Origin of the sequence: Prescottella sp. D32 (assembly GCF_037287305.1) — a bacterium.
GTDB classification, from domain to species: domain Bacteria; phylum Actinomycetota; class Actinomycetes; order Mycobacteriales; family Mycobacteriaceae; genus Prescottella; species Prescottella equi.
Genome location: NZ_JARBSW010000001.1, coordinates 961,903 through 980,622 on the forward strand (window position 1 = coordinate 961,903; position 18,720 = coordinate 980,622).

General features: G+C 70.0%; 13 protein-coding genes. 3 read left to right on the forward strand and 10 right to left on the reverse strand.

Going from position 1 to position 18,720, the window contains the following annotated elements; all coding sequences use genetic code 11:
• Positions 1-58: 58 nt before the first annotated feature.
• Positions 59-583, reverse strand: a complete 525-nt coding sequence (locus PSS76_RS04300) for an arsenate reductase/protein-tyrosine-phosphatase family protein (protein WP_084922836.1) — start codon at positions 581-583, stop codon at positions 59-61.
• A gap of 97 nt (positions 584-680) precedes the next feature.
• Here PSS76_RS04300 and PSS76_RS04305 point away from each other — a divergent pair, with 97 nt between their 5' ends.
• Positions 681-1,856, forward strand: coding sequence for a DUF7159 family protein (locus PSS76_RS04305; RefSeq protein WP_337455901.1), 1,176 nt, complete (start codon positions 681-683; stop codon positions 1,854-1,856).
• Positions 1,857-1,866: 10 nt separating this feature from the next.
• Here the strand turns inward: PSS76_RS04305 and PSS76_RS04310 are convergent, their stop codons facing one another.
• From PSS76_RS04310 to PSS76_RS04325, 4 genes are all read right to left on the reverse strand, one after another.
• Positions 1,867-3,189 (reverse strand): YibE/F family protein, encoded by a 1,323-nt coding sequence (locus PSS76_RS04310; RefSeq protein ID WP_337455902.1) that lies wholly within the window; start codon positions 3,187-3,189, stop codon positions 1,867-1,869.
• A gap of 283 nt (positions 3,190-3,472) precedes the next feature.
• On the reverse strand, positions 3,473-4,735 hold the full coding sequence (locus PSS76_RS04315) for a pyridoxal phosphate-dependent aminotransferase (RefSeq protein ID WP_005517658.1): 1,263 nt from the start codon (positions 4,733-4,735) through the stop codon (positions 3,473-3,475).
• A gap of 89 nt (positions 4,736-4,824) precedes the next feature.
• Complete coding sequence (locus PSS76_RS04320; protein ID WP_337455903.1) at positions 4,825-4,992, reverse strand: hypothetical protein; 168 nt, start codon at positions 4,990-4,992, stop codon at positions 4,825-4,827.
• Between the two features lie 96 nt (positions 4,993-5,088).
• Positions 5,089-5,511: a TIGR03668 family PPOX class F420-dependent oxidoreductase gene (locus PSS76_RS04325; RefSeq protein WP_337455904.1), complete on the reverse strand. Its 423-nt coding sequence runs from the start codon at positions 5,509-5,511 to the stop codon at positions 5,089-5,091.
• Positions 5,512-5,559: 48 nt separating this feature from the next.
• On the opposite strand from PSS76_RS04325, the gene PSS76_RS04330 reads away from it, so the two are divergent.
• The gene (locus PSS76_RS04330; RefSeq protein WP_081185227.1) at positions 5,560-7,509 is read left to right on the forward strand and encodes a dipeptidyl-peptidase 5; all 1,950 of its coding nucleotides are present in this window, start codon (positions 5,560-5,562) and stop codon (positions 7,507-7,509) included.
• A gap of 101 nt (positions 7,510-7,610) precedes the next feature.
• Here PSS76_RS04330 and PSS76_RS04335 read toward each other — a convergent pair whose 3' ends face one another.
• Complete coding sequence (locus tag PSS76_RS04335; protein ID WP_337455905.1) at positions 7,611-8,570, reverse strand: type IV toxin-antitoxin system AbiEi family antitoxin domain-containing protein; 960 nt, start codon at positions 8,568-8,570, stop codon at positions 7,611-7,613.
• A gap of 236 nt (positions 8,571-8,806) precedes the next feature.
• Positions 8,807-12,025 carry a (Fe-S)-binding protein gene (locus PSS76_RS04340; protein WP_337455906.1) on the reverse strand — a complete coding sequence of 1,073 codons (3,219 nt, stop codon included), beginning with the start codon at positions 12,023-12,025 and terminating at the stop codon, positions 8,807-8,809.
• A gap of 518 nt (positions 12,026-12,543) precedes the next feature.
• On the opposite strand from PSS76_RS04340, the gene PSS76_RS04345 reads away from it, so the two are divergent.
• Positions 12,544-13,179: a DUF8020 domain-containing protein gene (locus PSS76_RS04345; protein ID WP_013417187.1), complete on the forward strand. Its 636-nt coding sequence runs from the start codon at positions 12,544-12,546 to the stop codon at positions 13,177-13,179.
• A gap of 99 nt (positions 13,180-13,278) precedes the next feature.
• Here the strand turns inward: PSS76_RS04345 and PSS76_RS04350 are convergent, their stop codons facing one another.
• The 3 genes from PSS76_RS04350 to PSS76_RS04360 form a co-directional block, all read right to left on the reverse strand.
• The gene (locus PSS76_RS04350) at positions 13,279-14,595 is read right to left on the reverse strand and encodes a S1 family peptidase (protein WP_064059149.1); all 1,317 of its coding nucleotides are present in this window, start codon (positions 14,593-14,595) and stop codon (positions 13,279-13,281) included.
• 161 nt (positions 14,596-14,756) lie between these two features.
• A complete protein-coding gene (locus PSS76_RS04355) occupies positions 14,757-16,133 on the reverse strand; it encodes a S1 family peptidase (RefSeq protein WP_005517675.1) in 1,377 nt (458 codons plus the stop codon).
• Positions 16,134-16,215: 82 nt separating this feature from the next.
• Positions 16,216-18,717 carry a LuxR C-terminal-related transcriptional regulator gene (locus PSS76_RS04360; protein WP_337455907.1) on the reverse strand — a complete coding sequence of 834 codons (2,502 nt, stop codon included), beginning with the start codon at positions 18,715-18,717 and terminating at the stop codon, positions 16,216-16,218.
• Between the last annotated feature and the right edge of the window lie 3 nt (positions 18,718-18,720).

Sequence of the window (18,720 nt, forward strand, 5' to 3'; positions counted from 1 at the left end):
GCCGCATCACGAGCAGAAGCTCGAGGTGCGGCCGGACCCGTATCGTTCTACGGATCGATCACCTGGGGTGCAGGCCATCCAGTACGGTCACCACGGCCTCGGCGATCTGCTCACCGACCTCCTCGAAAACGGACTCACTCCGCTTGATCGGGTCGCGGACGTCCGTGTCGGGGCTGCCTAGCCGCGGTGCGACGGCCCGCGCCGCATCGAGCTCCGCGACGGCACGCGCTCCGCCGGCCGTCACGAGATGCGCGGCCTCGAGAAGCGTGAAGGTGCGTCGCAGTTGCCGGGGCGCCAGCCGCAGTACCGCATCGCGATGCGTTTGCGTCATGGCGAGGATCAGATCGGCCTCTCCCACGATTGCGGGTGTGAGCTGCCGTCCGGCGAAGCCGTCGGAGTTGCCGCCCAGAGAGGAAAGAACCTTCGCTGCAGTCGATTCCATCGGTGAACCGATCATCGCGCGAGTGCCCGCGCTGGTGGCTTCGAGTTCGGCGACGCCGTGGTGGTCCGCCCAGGCCGCGGCGAGTCTCTCCGCGGTGGGGGAACGGCAGATGTTGCCGGTGCAGACGAACAGCAGTTTCATGAAACGAGTGTAGGTGCGGCCGTATAGGATCGGCTCGTCAAGTTGAGCGCTCATTCGGGTCGATCGGACGAGCGGGTGTCCGGATCGAAGGCGGCTCATGGGTGGGGTTCTGGGAGTGTCGGTGGGATCCGGGTTCGTCCGGATCGTGCGCCGCCCGTCGCCCGGTGCCCACAGCGCTGCCGGTCTGCGCGAGTGCCGGACGCTCGTCGTGGGCGACCACGACCCGGAGAAGCTGGCTGCGGAAGCGGTCGGCGTGCTGCTGGCGGGCGACGAGGACCCCGGTTCGGCGGACGCCGTCGCCATCGCCTACACCGACGAGTCGCAGGCCGCCGCCTTGGACGCCGCGATGCGGCGCGAGGGCGTCGCCGACTACCGGCTGATCCCTGAGCTGTCCGCCGTTCTCGAGCAGTTGGCCGCGACCGGGTTGCTGTCCGGGCTGGGTGCCGTCGTGGTGCTCGACCTGGGGTACGCGGGATCGACGGTGAGCGTCGTCGACGTGGAGTCCGGCACCGTCCGCGCCACCGAGCGGACCGCCCTGTGCGTCGCGGAAATCGAGGGAGTGGTCGACCTCGCCGACGAACTGCTGACGCAGACGGGGTGCGGCGCCGACGCGGTGGTACTCGTCGGCGGCGGGGCCACCGCCGCTGCGATCCGCGAGCGCGTGGCCGACCTGGCGGGGCTTCCCGTCGTCGTGCCGGAGGACCCCGAGTTGTCGGCGGCGTCGGGCGCCGCGATGGTCGCGAGCAGCGCCCAGGCCCCGGCGGAGTCGTCGCTGCGACCGACAGCGCATCGACGGACAGGGCACCGACCCGGCGCGCGTCGCCGCGGCTCTCGCCGCGCCGTGTCCCGCCGTCAGGTGCGCAGCGCCGGGGCGGCCGGGGTAATGCTCGCCCTCCTCGCCGTCATCGGTTTCGGGCTGGGCTACGGCAGAACCCTTTTCGGGTCCGCGCCGGACGAATCGGCGGGCAAGCCGGTGACCTCCTCGGTGACGATCGCGAGTGCACCGCCGTCGGCGCCTCCGTCGAGCCCGGTGGCTACTCCCGAATCCCTCCCGGTGGAGGCGCCGCTCCTCGCGCCGCCGGCCGGCAGTCGGCCGGTTGCGAACGGCGCACCCCGGCAGAGCCCGTCCACGCAACCGGCTCCGGATCCGCTGGGGACCGTGCTCGACGCCCTCACCGGGCTGCCGAACCTGCCGCCGCTTCCCCCGCTCGATGCGCTACCGCCGCTCGAATCGTTGCCGCTGCCGCCGATCCCGCAGATCCCGGGGCTCTGACGCTCGACGGTCAGCGTGCGTGGCGTCCGCCGCGGCGTCGTTCGGATGGGCTCGCCGCGCTGCGCGGGCGAGCGAGTAGCGCCGCGATCGCGGTCGTGAGCGGCACCGAGAGGGCGAGCGCGATGCCGCCCACCGACGAGCGGACGATCTCGATCGCGACGGCGTCACCCGTCAGCACGTCCCCCATCGAGCCGCCGGCCACGCTGAAGAGCAGTAGCAGGGGGAGCGCGCCACCGGCGTACGCGAGCACGAGCGTGTAGACGGTACTCGCGATGTGGTCGCGTCCGACCCGCATCGCCGACGCGAAGATGGTTCGTCGCGTGGCAGATTCGTCCATCGACGCGATCTCGAACGCGGCGGAGGCCTGTGTGATCGTGACGTCGTTGAGGACGCCCAGCGATCCGATGATGAAGCCGGCCAGCAGGAGCCCGGTGATACTCACGTGCTGGATGTAGGCCTGGACGTCGGCGTTCTGCTGCTCCGAGAGACCGGTCAGGTGCGTCATCCGAATCGCGATCACCGAGAGCACCGCCGCGACGAGCATGGATGCGAGCGTGCCGAGCAGGGCGGAACTCGTCCGCAGGTTCACCCCGTGGGCCAGGTAGAGCACCGCGAACAGGATCGCGGCCCCCGATACGAGGGCCACCGGCATGGCAGGTTTGCCGTCGAGCAGTGCCGGGAGGGTGAACACCACCAGGACGCCGAACGCGATACCCAGGCCCAGCAGCGCGCGCACGCCCCGCCATCGCGCGACCGCGACGATCGCGACGACGAACGCGGCGACGATCAGGAGCAGCGGGAAACCCCGGGCGTAGTCGTTGAACGAATAGATCGGCGCACCCGACGAATCCGTCTGTCGCACCAGGCGGAGGTGTTCGCCCACACTCAGATTCGGTTGCCCGGGTCCGGGCACGATCTCGAGGAGCGTGCGGGTGCCGGCGTGGGGGCCGGAGTCGATCGTCACCACGCTGCGGTGACAGTCGAACCCGGCGCCCACGTCCGGTGCCGGGGCGGGATCACCCGGGAACGCCCGACCGGCGGACGGGCTGCCGCACGGTGCGATGTCCTGCGCGACGACGGTGCCGGCTTCCGTGGTCACGGCGCCGCCGCCCGCGTTCTGGAAGGGCAGTGGGATGTCGATCTGTTGTTTGTTCGGCCACAGGAGGACGGCCCCGGCGACGACGGCGATCGCGATGGCGGCGAGCAGGCCGACGACTACGCGCGCCGCGGTCGGCCCGACTGGGGCCGGGCCGTCGAAGTGCCCGTGCCCATGCCCGTGTCCGTGGCCACGGTCGGGACTCCGCTCACGACGGGAGAACAGTTCGGGGGTCATCGAATTCGTCTCCGCACCGCACCAGGCTAGCGAGGACGTCGGTAAGCGTCGGTGGCGGGGAGCAGGGGGGGTCGTCCCCGCCACCGGTACCTCGTCGCCCAGGGGGGGAGGGGGCAAGACGAGGCGCTTACGGGCACCCGAGGGTGCCAATCGGTCAATCTACCTATACCGCAGCAATCCTGCAGTATTGGGGGGTCGTTTTTTCGTGTCGTGTCAGCGTGTAACGAAACGCTGCGGACCTCCCGCCCGGGATCGGGCCCGGACGGGACGTGCGGCGCGGCTGTTACTGCTTGTAGCTCGACAGGAAGTTGCCGAACCGCTCGATCGCCACCGCGAGGTCACGCGCCCACGGCAGCGTGACGATGCGCAGGTGGTCGTGGTTCGGCCAGTTGAAGCCGGTGCCCTGGACCATCAGGATCTTCTCCTGCAGCAGCAGGTCCTGGACCAGCTTCTCGTCGTCGTGGATCTCGTACACGTTGGGGTCGAGGCGCGGGAACGCGTACAGCGCACCGCGCGGCTTCACGCACGAGACGCCGGGGATCATGTTGAGCCGCTCGAACGCGACGTCGCGCTGCTCGAGCAGACGCCCGCCCGGCAGGATCAGATCCTCGATGCTCTGGTGCCCGCCGAGCGCCACCTGGATCGCGTGCTGACCGGGGACGTTGGGGCACAGGCGCGTCGACGCGAGCAGGTCCAGGCCCTCGAGGAAGCCGGCCGCGTGTTCCTTGGGTCCGGTGATCGCGACCCAGCCCGAGCGGTAGCCGGCGACGCGGTACGCCTTCGACAGCCCGTTGAACGTCAGACAGAGCAGATCGGGGGCGAGCGTGGCCAACGAGATGTGCTTGGCGTCGTCGTAGAGGATCTTGTCGTAGATCTCGTCCGCCAGCAGCAGCAGCTGGTGCCTGCGGGCCAGGTCGACGAGCTGTGTGAGGACCTCCGCCGAGTACACCGCGCCCGTCGGGTTGTTCGGGTTGATGACCAGCAGCGCCTTGGTCTTGTCGGTGATCTTGGACTCTATGTCCGCGATGTCCGGGTTCCAGTCGTTCTGCTCGTCACACAGGTAGTGCACCGGTGTGCCGCCGGACAGGCTCGTCATGGCCGTCCACAGCGGGTAGTCCGGCGCGGGGATGAGCACCTCGTCGCCGTCGTCGAGCAGGGCCTGCATCGTCATCGTGATGAGCTCGGAGACGCCGTTGCCCAGGTAGATGTCGTCGACATCCAGCTCCGGGAACCCGGGCACCAGCTCGTAGCGCGTGACGATCGCACGGCGCGCCGAGAGGATGCCCTTCGACTCCGAATAACCCTGCGCGTAAGGCAGAGCCGCGATCATGTCGCGCATGATCACGTCGGGGGCCTCGAAGCCGAACGGCGCCGGGTTGCCGATGTTGAGCTTGAGGATCCGGTGCCCCTCCGCCTCCAGCCGCGCCGCGTGCGCGTGTACCGGCCCGCGGATCTCGTACAGCACGTTCTGCAGCTTGGTGGACTGCTCGAGAGCGCGATGCGGCCGGCGGGGACGGGCGGGTTCTGGAGTGCTCACGGCCTCCATACTTCCACTCGAGCGCAAACGGATATCGGAGGGTGCGTTCGGGCGCCGTCGGGAACGTCACAAACGTCGCAGGTGCGACGCGGTCGGGGTCAGATGCAGATGGGATACACCAGCGATCCCAGCGGGATGACGAGGCACAGCCCCACCGACCCCTGCGCGGGTGTCGCTTCCTCTGCCGATGCAGCCGGTGCAGCGAACGCGGCGAACGAGAGCATCATCGCGAGCGCGGCGAGAATTCCGGCAATCCTGCGTGTCATGAGAAGACCGTCCTTCCAGGACGAAATACAGACAGGGTCCTTCCATCGTGAACCCGATGTGCCCTGCGTCACAAGGGCGTGCGATGCCCGAATGGGTCAGGACGCCGACCATTCACGCCAACCGGACACCCGCACTTCGATCACGGGGCCGGTCGGTCGCATCGACGCGTACTGGTGGTACTTCGCCACCAGCGCGTCGATCGCCGCGACCCCGACGTCCGAATCGGGTTCCAGCACCTCGCCGGTCCCGTCCGCGCGGATCCACCACAGCCGCGACCAGTCGTCGTCGTAGTGGTCCACGAGCAGGCTGACCCGGCCCGTTGCCGCGATGTTCGCCAGCCGACGCAGGCGTCGGGTGGACTTCGGCTTGTCGTCCACCGCCGTGAACACGACGTACCCGACCGCGGCGAACACCACCGGCACCAGGTGCGGGCCGCCGTCCGCCGACACCGTCGCCATCCGCGCGACCGGTGCGTCCACGAACCGTGAGGGCAGGGGCCCGGGCATCTCGGGAGCCATGTGGAAACGCTACGTGGTGGAGGCACGCTCGTGGCTAGGGTTGTGCACATGACGTCTGCCGCAGCCGCAACTGCTCCCTACGGATCCTGGATCTCGCCGATCAGCGCCGCCGACCTGGCTGCCAGCGGACACCCGGTGGACGGTGGTCGGTTCGTCGGCGAGCAGGTGTGGTGGTCGGAACTGCGCCCCACCGAGGGGGGACGCACCGCGATCCGGCGGCGCGGCGACGACGGCGATGTCGTCGACGTCCTGCCCGCACCGTGGAACGCGCGCACCCGCGTCCACGAGTACGGCGGCGGCGCGTGGACCGTCACCGGCGACGGGGTGCTGGTGTTCGCCGAGTTCAGCGACCAGCGGCTGTACCGATTCGACCCGCGCACCGACGTCGCCCCGGTCCCGATCACGCCGCTCCCGTCCGTCCCGGCGTCGGATCGCTACGGCGACCTCGCGATCGTCGGCGACGAGGTGTGGTGCGTGCGCGAGCGCCACGGGGTGTCGGCGTCGCCGGTGCGCGACATCTGCGCGGTGCCGCTCGACGGATCGGCCGCGGTCGATGCGGCGGCTGTGCGGTCGATCGTCGGCGGCTCCGACTTCCTCGCCTACCCGAGGTTGTCGCCGGACCGCTCGCACCTCGCATGGATCGCATGGAACCACCCGCAGATGCCTTGGGACGGAACCGAACTGCGCGTGCTCCGCCTCGACACCGGTGAGGTCGACGTGCTCCTCGGTGGGACCGAGGAATCGGTGCTGCAACCCGAGTGGATCGACGACGAGACGCTGCGCGTGATCAGCGACCGGAGTGGATGGTGGAACCTGTACCGCGTCAATCTGTTCGGTGAGGTCGCGCCGGTCCGCCCCATCGATGCGGACTTCGGTGCGCCACTGTGGCAGTTGGGGGCGGTGTGGCACGTCGAACTCGACGCCGGCACCGTCCTGACCACGCGGACCGTCGGGACGGACACGCTCGCGTTGCTCGACCCGGCCACCGGTGCGCTGCGCGACATCGAACTCGAGGACATCTCGTCGGTGCAGATCTGCGACACCGACGGACGTCGGATCCTGTTGCGCTGCGGTGGCGCCCGCGTCGCCTCGGGTCTGCGACTGCTCGACCTCGGTGTCGGCACGCTCACCGACGTCCGGCTGTCGGTCGACGACCTGCCGGACGTCGAGTACCTCCCGGAAGCGCAGGCACTCACCTTCGAGGGCCCCGAACGCGAGGTCCATGCGCTCGTCTACGCCCCGCGCAACCCGAACTTCGTTGCACCCGAGGGTGAACTGCCGCCGTACGTCGCGTTCGTGCACGGTGGCCCCACCGCGCACGTCGCGCCCGCGGTGCATCTGGTGTACGCCTACTTCACCAGCCGGGGCATCGGCGTTGTCGACGTCAACTACGGCGGGTCCAGCGGCTTCGGGCGCGAGTACCGAAATCGGCTGCGCGGGCAGTGGGGCATCGTCGACGTCGAGGACACCGTCGCGGCCGTCCGCGGCCTCGCCGACGCGGGCCTGGCCGACCCCGACCGTCTCGCGATCGAGGGTGGCTCGGCCGGAGGGTGGACGGTGCTGTCGGCGCTCACCACCTCCGACGTCTTCGCGTGCGGCGTGTCGTACTACGGCGTCGCCGAACTGATGGAGTTCGTCAAGGAGACCCACGACTTCGAATCCCGGTACATCGACGGCCTCATCGGTCCGCTGCCCGACGCCGCCGACCTGTACGTCCGGCGCGCGCCCGTCAACAACGTCGACGGTCTGTCGTGTCCGGTACTGCTGCTGCAGGGCCTGTCCGACCCGATCGTCCCGCCGTCGCAGGCCGAGCGATTCCGTACCGCCCTGCTGGACAAGAAGATTCCGCACGCATACCTCGCCTACGAGGGTGAGGCGCACGGATTCCGGCGCGTCGAGACGATCGTCAGCGCCCGCGAGGCCGAGCTGTCCTTCTACGGGCAGGTGATGGGCTTCGAGACGCCCGGGGTGCCGCGGCTGGAGCTGTGGCGGCCGTAGGTCGGGGGTGATCACCGCCGCTGCACACACCCCTTGTCGGCATCACACGTGCATTCGATGGTGAAGCGGTGTGTGGTGCGGGCAGGATGTGTGTGATCCGGTCAGCGCCTCGGCGTGTGTTCGACGCGTCCAGTGGGTGGCGGTGAGAGCCGGGCCCGGCGAACGGCGTCGAGGATCCGACGGGCCACCACGCCGGGGAGCTCGAGCTCGTCCCAGGTCCACCGCGCCACCTGCCAGCCGGCGTCCCGGATGGCGTCCTCGCGAACCTTCTCCGCCCACACCACGTCCGCCGGGACCTGTCCGTCGGGGACCAGCCGGCCGTACTTGCCGCGGCCGTCGAACTCGCCCACGACAGCGCACTCCTCGAACAGGAAGTCCACACGTCCCAGACGATCGCCGTCGGCCGAGTAGAGGTTGGGCTGACACTCGGGGACAGGCAACTGCTCGCGCAGCATCAACACCCGGCTGCGGGATTCGCCGACGCTCTCGGACCGGCCGTCGAGTTGCGCGAGGATGCGGTGAACGCGCTGCCGTCCCGCGTGGGGTGGCAGCGCGTTCGCCGCAGCAGCAACGTCCTCGGAAGTCAGTCCCGCCGCGTGGAGCGCATGATCGCCGGCGACGACGGCCTGCTCGAACGGCAACGTTCGTGCGAGGTCTGCCACCGTCCGGGCCACGGTCGTGACGGGCAGTCCGTCGACGTCCGCGATCTCCTCGGGTCGAAGTACCGCGGAGTGGACATGACGATGCCGGGTGCGTCGCCCACCGGTGGGGCGGTTACGAGTCAGATGTGTGACGGACAGTGGTGTGTTCCACAGGCCCAGGCCGTGGACGACCGCCGCCGATTGGTGGCTGAGGACAGCGTCGGCGGACGCCGCGCGCAGGGTTTCCACCGCCCGGAGTCGGTGTCGCTCGTGAGTGTCGAGAGCGTCGAACGCGTCCGCCGACGCGTATCGGCCCGGCCGGATCCGCCGCCACGCCCCGGTGCGGCACTGCCGTTGCAGTTGATGGTCGGCTGCCCCGCGTTGCAGGGCCTCGGAACGTCGAATGATGTGTGAGTCCACTCCGGCATCGTGCCGTCGACGCGGCCGGTCGAACGGCCGTCCGTGCGGGTTCCCGGGCGAGCCTGTGGATAGGCGCGGAGCTGTGCACAGCGTGGACCCACACACGTTTTGCCGGGTTCACACGGGACTTCCGCAGGGAAACCGTGTGTGACGCCAGGAAAGGGTGTGTGGTGCTGGGGGGAGCGCGGACACGAAAGCGCCCCCACCGCGAACGGTGGGGGCGCTGACGTGGGGAACTACTTCTTGCGGCCGGGAGCCTTCGCGCCGGCCTTGAAGCCCAGTGCACCGGGCTTGGCCTGCGGCGGAGGCGGAGTCGACTCCTCCTGCTTCGGCGCGGGCGCCTCGGCAGCGGGAGTCTCGGCAGCAGGTGCCTCGACCGGTGCGGCCTCGGCCTGGGGCTCGGCGGGCTCGGGCTCGGTGGCCGGCTCAGCCGCCGGGGCAGCCGGAGCCGGTGCGGCCGGGGCGGCCTTGCGGGCGCCCGGGGCCTTCGCGCCGGACTTGAAGCCCAGTCCGCCTGCCTTCGCCTGCGGGACCGGCTTGGCCTCGGCGGGCGCCGCCGGTGCCTCGGCTGCCGGAGCGGTCGAAGCTTCAGGTGCCTCGGGCTCGGCTGCCGGAGCGGCCGGAGCGGCCGGAGCAGCGGAAGCCTCGGGCGCCGCGGGCTTCGCGCCCGGAGCCTTCGCCCCACCCTTCATCTGCAGGCCCTTGCCGCCGGGTGCCTTGGCTCCGCCCTTCATGGCGAGTCCGCCGGGCTTGGCGGCCGGTGCTGCGGGTGCAGCCGGTGCTTCGGCGGCGGGTGCCTCGGCCGCGGGAGCCGCAGGAGCCGCAGGTGCCTTCGCGCCGGGAGCCTTAGCGGCGCCCTTCATCTGCAGGCCCTTGCCGCCGGGTGCCTTGGCCCCGCCCTTCATACCCAGTCCGCCGGGCTTGGCGGTCGGCGTCGCCGGCGTTTCGGCAGCGGGAGCAGCCTCGGCAGGAGCGGCGGCCTCGGCCTTGGCACCCGGAGCCTTGGCGGCGCCCTTCATCTGGAGGCCCTTGCCGCCCGGTGCCTTCGCGCCGGGAGCCTTGGCGAGGCCCTTCATCTGCAGGCCCTTGCCGGCGGGAGCTGTCTGCGCGGACGGGGTGGCCGCAGCCTCCTCGACCTCCTGCACCCGCTCGGCTTCCTTGACCTCGGCGACGGCCTCGGCTGCCGCCGGTGCGGCAGCGACCGGCGCCTTCTCACGCTGCTCGACCTTGAGGTTCGCGGTGAGCTGCGTGGAATCGAGGCGCGTGACGGTCTCGAGCATCATCTGCGCGACGTCGACAACCTCGACGCCCTCGCCCTGGCCCTGCTCCTGACGGGCGGTGACGCCGTCGGTGAGCATGACGCGGCAGAACGGGCAACCCGTCGCGATCTTCTTCGGCGAGGTCGTCAGCGCCTCGTCGACGCGATCGATGTTGATGCGCTTGCCGAGCTGCTCTTCCATCCACATGCGGGCGCCACCGGCACCACAGCACATGGACCGCTCGCCGTGACGCGGCATCTCGTTGAGCTTGGCGCCGGACGCCTCCATCAGCTCACGCGGCGCGTCGTACACCTTGTTGTGACGGCCCAGGTAGCACGGGTCGTGGTAGGTGACGTCCTCGTTCAGCTTGGCGACCGGAACCAGCTTCTTGGCCCGGACCAGGCGGTTGAGCAGCTGCGTGTGGTGGACCACCTCGTAGACGCCGCCGACCTGGGGGTACTCGTTGCCGAGCGCGTTGAAGCAGTGCGCACACGTGACGACGATCTTGCGCTTGCTCTCCGGGGTGCCGTCGAACACCGCGTTCAGGGTCTCGATGTTCTGCATCGCGAGCTGCTGGAAGAGGAACTCGTTACCGGCACGGCGAGCGGAGTCACCGGTACAGGTCTCCTCGGCACCGAGGACCATGAACTTCACGCCGGCGGTCGCGAGCAGCTCGGCGACGGCCTTGGTGGTCTTCTTCGCACGGTCCTCGTAGGCGCCGGCGCAGCCGACCCAGAACAGGTACTCGTAGTCCTCGAAGGAATCCGCGTCCTGGCCGTAGACCGGGATCTCGAAGTCCATCTCGTTGATCCAGTTGAGCCGGTCCTTGGAGTTCTGGCCCCACGGATTGCCCTTGTTCTCGAGGTTCTTGAACAGACCCGCGAGCTCGGACGGGAACTCCGACTCGATCAGCACCTGGTAGCGACGCATGTCGATGATGTGGTCGACGTGCTCGATGTCGACCGGGCACTGCTCGACGCACGCGCCACACGTGGTGCACGACCACAGCGTCTCGGGGTCGATGATGCCGCCGAGTCCACCCTCTACCGACTCGCCCACCAGCGGACGCTCGGCCTCGGCGCGGGCAGCTTCGGGAATCTTGGCGAGCGCGGCCTCGTCGGCGTTGCCGTCGGCGTCGACCAGGCCGACCTCGTCGCCGCCCATGTCCTTGCGGCCACCGGCCAGCAGGTACGGGGCCTTGGCGTAGCCGTGGTCGCGCAGCGACATGATGAGCAGCTTCGGGGACAGCGGCTTGCCGGTGTTCCACGCAGGGCACTGCGACTGGCAGCGACCGCACTCGGTACACGTCGTGAAGTCCAGCCAGCCCTTCCACGAGAAGTCCTCGACGCGGCCGGCGCCGAGCGTGTCGGTGTCGGGATCGACGTTCTCCATGTCGAGGGCGCGGCCCTTGGACATCATCGGCTTGGCAGCGCCCAGGGCGACGCCGCCGTCGTCCTCACGCTTGAAGTAGATGTTCGGGAACGCCGAGAAGCGGTGCCACGCGACGCCCCACGTGATGTTGCGGCCGACGACGAAGAGCCAGATCATGCCCGACATCAGCTTGACGAACGCGAAGATCGAGACCATCACGGCGCTGGCGGGCAGCAGCTTGGCGACCTGCATCGTGAAGAAGTCGGTCCACGGGTTGGAGTGGCCGGTCATCGCGATGCGGCCGGCCTTCACCAGGATCATGCCCAGGCCCTCGAGCAGGACGACGACCTCGACGAAGTATGCCGGCGTGAACTTGGAACCGGCGAAGCGCGACAGCCGCTCGGGGATGCGCGGATGGTTGAGCTGACGGATCACGATCAGCGTCAGGATGCCGACCACGGTGCCGATACCCAGGATCTCGTCCCACAGGTGCCACACCCACGTGTTGCCGAACAGCGGCCAGTGGAACGTCGGGTCGAAGGTCTGGCCGTACGCCTCGAACCACAGGGCTGCACCGCCGAGGAAGCCGATCATGACGAGCCAGTGCGCCCAGCCCACGGTGCGGAACTTCTGCATCCGGGTGTGCGCGATGAACTCGACGATCATCTGCTTGAAGCGGGGGAAGAACGGGCGCCAGCGGTCGGGCGCGGACTGCCCGATCTGCACGGTCTTCGCCATCCGCCAAGCTCCGCTGAGGAACGAGGCCCAACAGACGAGGCTCAGCAGTACGCCGACGGTGCCCAACGTAATCGTCAGGGCATTCATGTCGAAGCCTTTCGTTTCGGGGCAGCACGCGTGCCGCCTGTGGGTCAGCCCACAGATCGTAACCGCTCACAAGTTACTCGCCGGTAACTTGCAACATCTACTAACCGGTAACATAGCGCGAAGCGTCGTTTCCTGCATCTTCTGGTTCCTCGATGCGGCGCGCCGTGGCCGTTGGAGCCTTCGATCCGGGGACGCGAAGGGGGCTGGCCGTCGCGACTCGGAGTCGTATTCAGTTAACGGTATGCGGTGCTATGTGGCTGGTGTCGCACAGGATGTCCTAACTCGCCCGTGGTCATATTCGGGACACATTCAATTGGACGTATGTTTAGCAATTTGACGGGTTCATCCTGCGACGGATCAATGTCCGGCTGGGATATGATTCGCCGCGACCCGGGTTGCATTCCTCGCCCGTTTCGGCTGGTAGAAGCCGGTACCTGCGTAGCGGGACCGGCTCGGGTTTCGAAAATCGAATAATTCGGGGGGCCATTCGTGGCAGTCACAGAACGGAACGAAAGCCAATGAAGCTTCGGAAATTCGCCGCCACGTCGGCCCTCGTGATCGCCGCGATGGGCGTGGGCGCGGGCACCGCGTACGCACAGCCGGCACCCGCCCAGGACGGAGTCGGCTACCAGGCGCACATCGACGGGCGCAGCGTCGTGACCGTCCTCGACGCCGGTGGATTCCACGTCACCTCCGACGGCAGGTTCGTCGAGATCCGCAACGATGCGGGACAGGTCATCCAGACGCTGCCGTTGACCTACCGCCTCGGCGACCGCGAGTTCTCGATCGCCCCCGTCGTCGAAGGCCGTCAGCTCACGCTCACTCCCGAGACCGACCCGGCGAAGGCCACGATGGCCGACGTCGCCGGCCCGACCCTGCCGCCGCTGCCCATCGACCTGTCGATGCTCGACAAACTGGCCGAGGGCGTGGACTCGGCGGTCACGGTGGGTTCGCTGATCGGCACCGTGATCGGTGCTGTCATCGGGTGCGTCGGTGGCGGCTCGACCGGTCCAGCAGCTTGCCTGGGGGGAATTGCCACAGGCGCTACCGCCGGCGGAATCATCGGCACCATCGTCGCCGCCGGACCCGTTCTCGCCTACAACGGCTGGCAGGTGTACCAGACGATGAACACCCCGGCGCCCGCCGCGGGCTGATCGGGCACCTAACGAGAAGCGGGCACCGAACAAGAAGAAGGGGTTCGCTTCCTCCGAATTACTCGGAGGAAGCGAACCCCTTCTCTTGTCCGTTCGGAGTTACGAGGTGCGAACCGCCAGCCCCGGGTTGGCACCCAGGATGGAGTTGATCGGCGTGGCCGACAGCATCGGTCCCATTCCGCCGGTGGCCTGCTGCACCGCGGTGGCGTCGCACGTGGCCACGGCAGCAAGGTTCGAGGCGCTGGAGATACCCAGGGCCTGGGTGCCGGTGACGACCGGGCCGCCGCTGTCGCCGCGGAGCGCGCAGATGTCGGTGTCGAATCCGTTGTCGATGACGCGGTCGCCGACCGTGATGCTCCGGCCGACGTTGGTCACGACGCCACAGTTGAAGCCCGTGGTGCTACCGGCCTTGCAGACGGGGGCGCCGACGACGGGGTTCGCGGTGCCGGTGATGCGCAGCGCCTCGGCGTTGGGGACGCGGACCATGTTGTTCGCGAGCAGCGACGCCGACGTGCGGTTGGGCCGGATGATCGAGTAGTCCATTCCGCGCAGCACGGTCTTCTCGAAGGTGCCGACGGTCGGTCCCGTCAGGCCGCCCACCATGGTGTTGGCGACGGAGGCGGACGGGGTCCCCGCCGACGCCGGGCTGGGATCGCAGTGTCCGGCGCTGATGTTCACGGGCGCGCCGGCCTGGTCGACGGCGTTGAAGCCGAGCGAGCAGCGCAGGCCGTTTCCGCCGCTGCGGGCCTCGTACGAGTCGCCGCCGAGGAGGGCGTCGGTGCTGAAGTAGGCGGTCTGGAGACCGGTGGGCGCGGGCTCGAGCGAGCCGAGCGCCGGCCCGAGGACCACACGCGCCGCCTCCCGGAGACCCGGCGGCAGCAGATCGAGCAGCGGTTCGGCAGCGTTCTCGGTGCGGAGGACGACCGTGTTGGCGGCGATGTCGACGGAGACGCCGTTCACGAGGTTCGCGATCTCCGGCGGCAGCGTCGCGATCCAGTCGGTGAGCGCGGTGTGGTCGGCGTCGAGGCGGTGCGCGCTGCGCGCGACCTCCTGAGGCGTGAAACCGGCCTGCGCTGCCGCGTCCCGGAGTGCGGCACCGTCCGGACCCGCGACGCCGACGACGGGGACGCCCGCCGTATCGAGCCAGGTCCCGCCGAACGCGTCGGGGAACTCGACGCCGGCCATCGCCGCGAACTCGGCGAGTTTCTGTGCGGCCTCCGACCGTTCGAGGTACTGGCCGGGCGTGAGCTGCAGATCCCGCTGCAACGCGTCGATCAGTTGGATCGGCAGGTGCGCCGCCTGGTCGGAGACGCCGGAGGTGTCGGGCCCGGGAGCCGCCTGGGCGACGGCAGGAGCGACGAGAAGAAGTGCAGCGGAACCGAACACCGCAGCACGACGTGCGAGCGAGCTTCGCATGTGGGCCTTTCTATCGTCCGCCCTACGGCCGTGGACCCCGAGGCACGCAGAGAGGAACACCCGGCGGTGCGGGTGTTCCGAGTCGCGTTCGACTATATGGTCCGGCGAGCGGAGTGCCCACCCGATTCGCCCGATTGACGCCGGAAATTCACCGATGTCGGTCAGTGGGCGGCGGTTCCGGTGCGCACCGTCAGCCCGGCACCGAGGCCGCCGCCCGACGTGGCGTTCGCCGAGTCGAGGATGCTCTGGATCGGGATGCCGAGATTGCTGGCGCCGCCGTCGAAGGCGTAGACGATGTTGGCCTCGCCGCACGACGGCGCATCGGTGCTGTTGGAGCCACTGGTGATGCCGAGGGCCAGCGTGCCCGTGACGATCGCGCCACCGCTGTCGCCGCCGAGCGTGCAGGCGGTGCCGGAGAAGCCGCGGACCACCCGGATGTCGTTGGGGGCGACCGCCAGCAGAGCCTCGACCCGCTCGGCCGTCACGACGCCGCACGTGAACGACGACGTCTGACCCGACTTGCAGATCGGTGCTCCCACGACCGGGACGGCCGTGCCGGTGACGGTGAGCGCGCTGCCGCCGGCGCCGCGGATGACCGGGCGGTCCAGGCCGGCGCGGACACCCGCGTCGTTGAGGCGGATCAGCGAGTAGTCGAGGCCGTCGACGTCGCCCACCTCGGAGCGCGCGAACCGGCCCACCTCGAGGCTGTCGGGGACGTTCGCCCGGTTGGGCAGGAACACGGCGGCGTTGCGGCCGGGTGCGGGGTCGCAGTGGCCCGCACTGATGTTGACGGCGTTGCCGCCGCGGTCGACGCCGTTGAAGCCGAAGGAACACACGCTGATGCCGCCCTCGGGGGTGTCCACCAGGCGCTGTGGGGAGGTGATGTACGTGTCACCGCCGAGCGGTCCGCTCGCGACCGGCACCGGGCCGAACGACTGCACCTGCACCTTGATGTTGGCCAGCAGGGTCGGCAGGTCGAGTGCCCGGCCGACGGGGCTGTTGGCGACGTCGACGACGATCTGGTTGTTGAGGACGTCGACAGTGGCGCGGCCGATCTGGGAGGAGATCTCGCGGGGCAGCTCGGTGACCCAGTGGTTGAAGTCGGCGAGGGACTTCTCCAGGCCCTCCGACGACACGGCGGCCATCTGCGTGCGGTACCCGTCCCGGGCTGCGGTCAGCGCCGCCTCCGCGGTGGTCACCGAGACCACGGGGTGGCCGTCGAGTGCCATCCATGCGCCCGCGAACTCGTGGGGGCGTTCGGCGCGGAAGTCGTCGGCATACGAGACGAGTTCCTGGGCGCGGGCGGCACGGTCCAGGTATTCCTGCGGGGTGATCTTCAGATCCCGGGTGATGGCCTCGACCAGTTCGTCCGGCAGTTGGTCCGCCGACAGCTGGGAGACCTGCGAACCCGACGCGGCGGGTTCGGCCTGCGCGGAGGCGGACAGCGGTACGAGTACCAGGAGCGCAGACGATCCGACGACGGCGACGCGGCGGGCGAACGAATGCACAGCGGCGCGCGGCGCCAGCGGGATACGCATTGAATTCCTTCGGGTCTTCGGGATCAGCTGTCAACAATAGGGCACGTTGCGGCCGACCCGCCGGAGAACAAAGTCCCGAAGTTCACGAAGCAGAGGTTTCCGGGCCTCCGTGGCCGAGCGCCCGCAGCATCGACAGCAGCTCCGAGCGAGAGTTGGCGCCGAGACGTCGCCGGATGCGCGCGACGTGATGCTCGACGGTCTTGGGTGCGATGTAGAGGCGGGCGCCGATCTCACGGTGGGTGAGGCCGAGGACGAGCAGTTCCGCGACGTCGGCCTCCCGGTCGGTGAGGGTGCCCACCGCCGGATCGGTGGCGGTGATCTCGCCGCCGGACTGTGCCGCCGCGGCGCCGCGTAGCGAGCGCGCCACCTGGAGCAGCGCGGTCGCGCCGCGGGTGTCGGACACGCGCAGGGCCGCCTCTCCTGCGAGTCGTGCTCCGTCCCAAGGAAGTCCGATGCGGTCGAGCGTGCGCGCCGCGGCCTCCACCTCGGCCGACTCCGCTTCCTCGCGGAGCACGCGCAGCCACACGCGGCCCGCGGCGGCGAGACCGGCGGCGTACGAACTGACCTCGGCCGAGGCGGCCAGCGCCCGCGCGTGCGGGAGCAGTGCCGCCGGATTCTCGCCGAGGATCGCGGCCTGTACCCCGTACCAGTGCAGCGTGGCACCCCACAGCGCGGGCTCGCCGAGCCGGACGAGCAGGTCCTGTGCCTGCTCGACGAGATGCAGGATGCGTTGCTCGTCGCCCAGGCGAACCGCGGCCAGCCACAGTTCACCCAGCGGCAGCAGTCCGAAGAGATCGGCCGAGTACCCGGCGACGACCGGCTGCGCCTGCGTCCATTCGCGTTGCAGTGCTCCGACGTCGCCCTGGCGCCGGGCGAGGCCGATCCGAAGGCCGTGCAGGAAGAACGCTTCCCGGGCGGGCAGTGCCCGGTCGGTGGGCAGGCCGTCGAGGATCGTCCCGGCACCGGCGAGGTCGCCGCCGATCATCGCGGTCCAGGCCGACAGGACGAGGTGGCGGGATCGGGTGATCCCGGCGGTCGGGTCGAGTTCGAGGGCCTGCCGCAGCACCGCCTCGGCGTGGGCGAGTTCACCCGAATGCAGGCACAGCATTGCCGTGACGGCAGGTGCGGTGTCCGGCAGGATGCGGCTGCGGGCGCTACTCGACAGCATCGCCATCGCGCGGGTGAGCGAATTCATCGCCACGGCACCGGATCCGGCGATCGACTGGGCGAGGCCGTCGGCGAGCAGTGCGGTGCCCGCCGCCGCGGACGTGGGCGGACCCTGGCGTCCGCGCGCCAGCATCGCCTCGGCCGGCTCCGGACGCCCGGCGGCGAGCAGGACGGTGGCGGCGATGGGCGCGTCGACGCCGGCACGGTCCGGGCCCAGCCACTCGTACAGGTCGGCGCTGTGTCCCAGCTCGCCGCGTTGGGCGGCGATGCTCGACGAGATACGCACGGCGGCACATACTTCGGCAGGATCGAGGTCGTCGGCCCGCGTGAGCAGGGCGTCAGCCAGTGCGTGCGCGGTGTCGAGGTTGCCGCTCAGCGCGCCGGCCTCGCAGCGGTGCAGGGCCAGGGCGTCGGCGTCCGCGCCGGCCAGGATGGCGCAGTCGTAGATCGTGTACGCCTCCGACGGATCGGCCGAATGCGCTCGGGTGCAGAGGAACTCGGCGAGGCGGGGATCGTCCAACCCGGATTGGGCGAGCGTGCAGGCGGTTCGCGTATCCAGTGTGCCGGCGTCGAGGCGCGTCGCCAGCAGGCGGGACTGCAGGTCGCGCAGCCGCGTCACTCCGACAGCGGACGTCAGCAGCTGGCGCGCGAGCGGCAGGACGGAACCCGAGCGCGTCACGACGGCGCTCGCGCGGACCCGGTCGGCCAGCGCCTGCGCCTGTCCGGGTGAGATGTCCAGAGCCGGCGCCAGGTCGCCGGCGTCCGTGCCGCCCCCGTACAGGTGCAGTGCCAGCGCGGCGACGACATCGCCGTCGAGGTGCTGCAGCACGTCCTGCAGGTGCGCGATCACCGCAGCGCGCACGCCGGCCTCCCCGTGCCGCGCCGCCGCCAGCCCCGCGTCGACATGGGTGAGCGCGCCGCCGGTCCACTCGTGCAGCGACCGCGCGAGCGAGGGCGTCGGCTCGATGCGGCGGGCGCGGGCCCGGTCGGCGATGTCGGCCGGAGTGAGGGCTCCGAGGTCGAACACCGAACCGAGTGTCTGCATCGTGGTGCCGAGGGCGCACAGCGCCGGATCGTGCGGGCGCGGTTCGACGGCGACGACGACGCCGCGATCATTGCGCTGCACGAGACGGTGCAGCGCGGCCAGGTCGTCGGCGGGCAGGGTGTGTGCGCCGTCGATCACGAGGACCGCGTCGCCGGTCTCCGCGGCGGCGACAGTGGTGACCACGTCGTGTCCGTGCGCGATCAGGTGTTCCCGAATCACGGTGAGTACGAGCGACTTACCGCTCCCGGAGCGGCCGCGGACGAGCACGAGTGCGGACGGGTCCGAGCCGGCGGTGTCGAGGAGGCCCTGCGCCCCGCGCACTCCGGCCAGGACGTCGGCGCCCGGCGGGCTGGTGGTGGGTCCGGTCCGCATCGG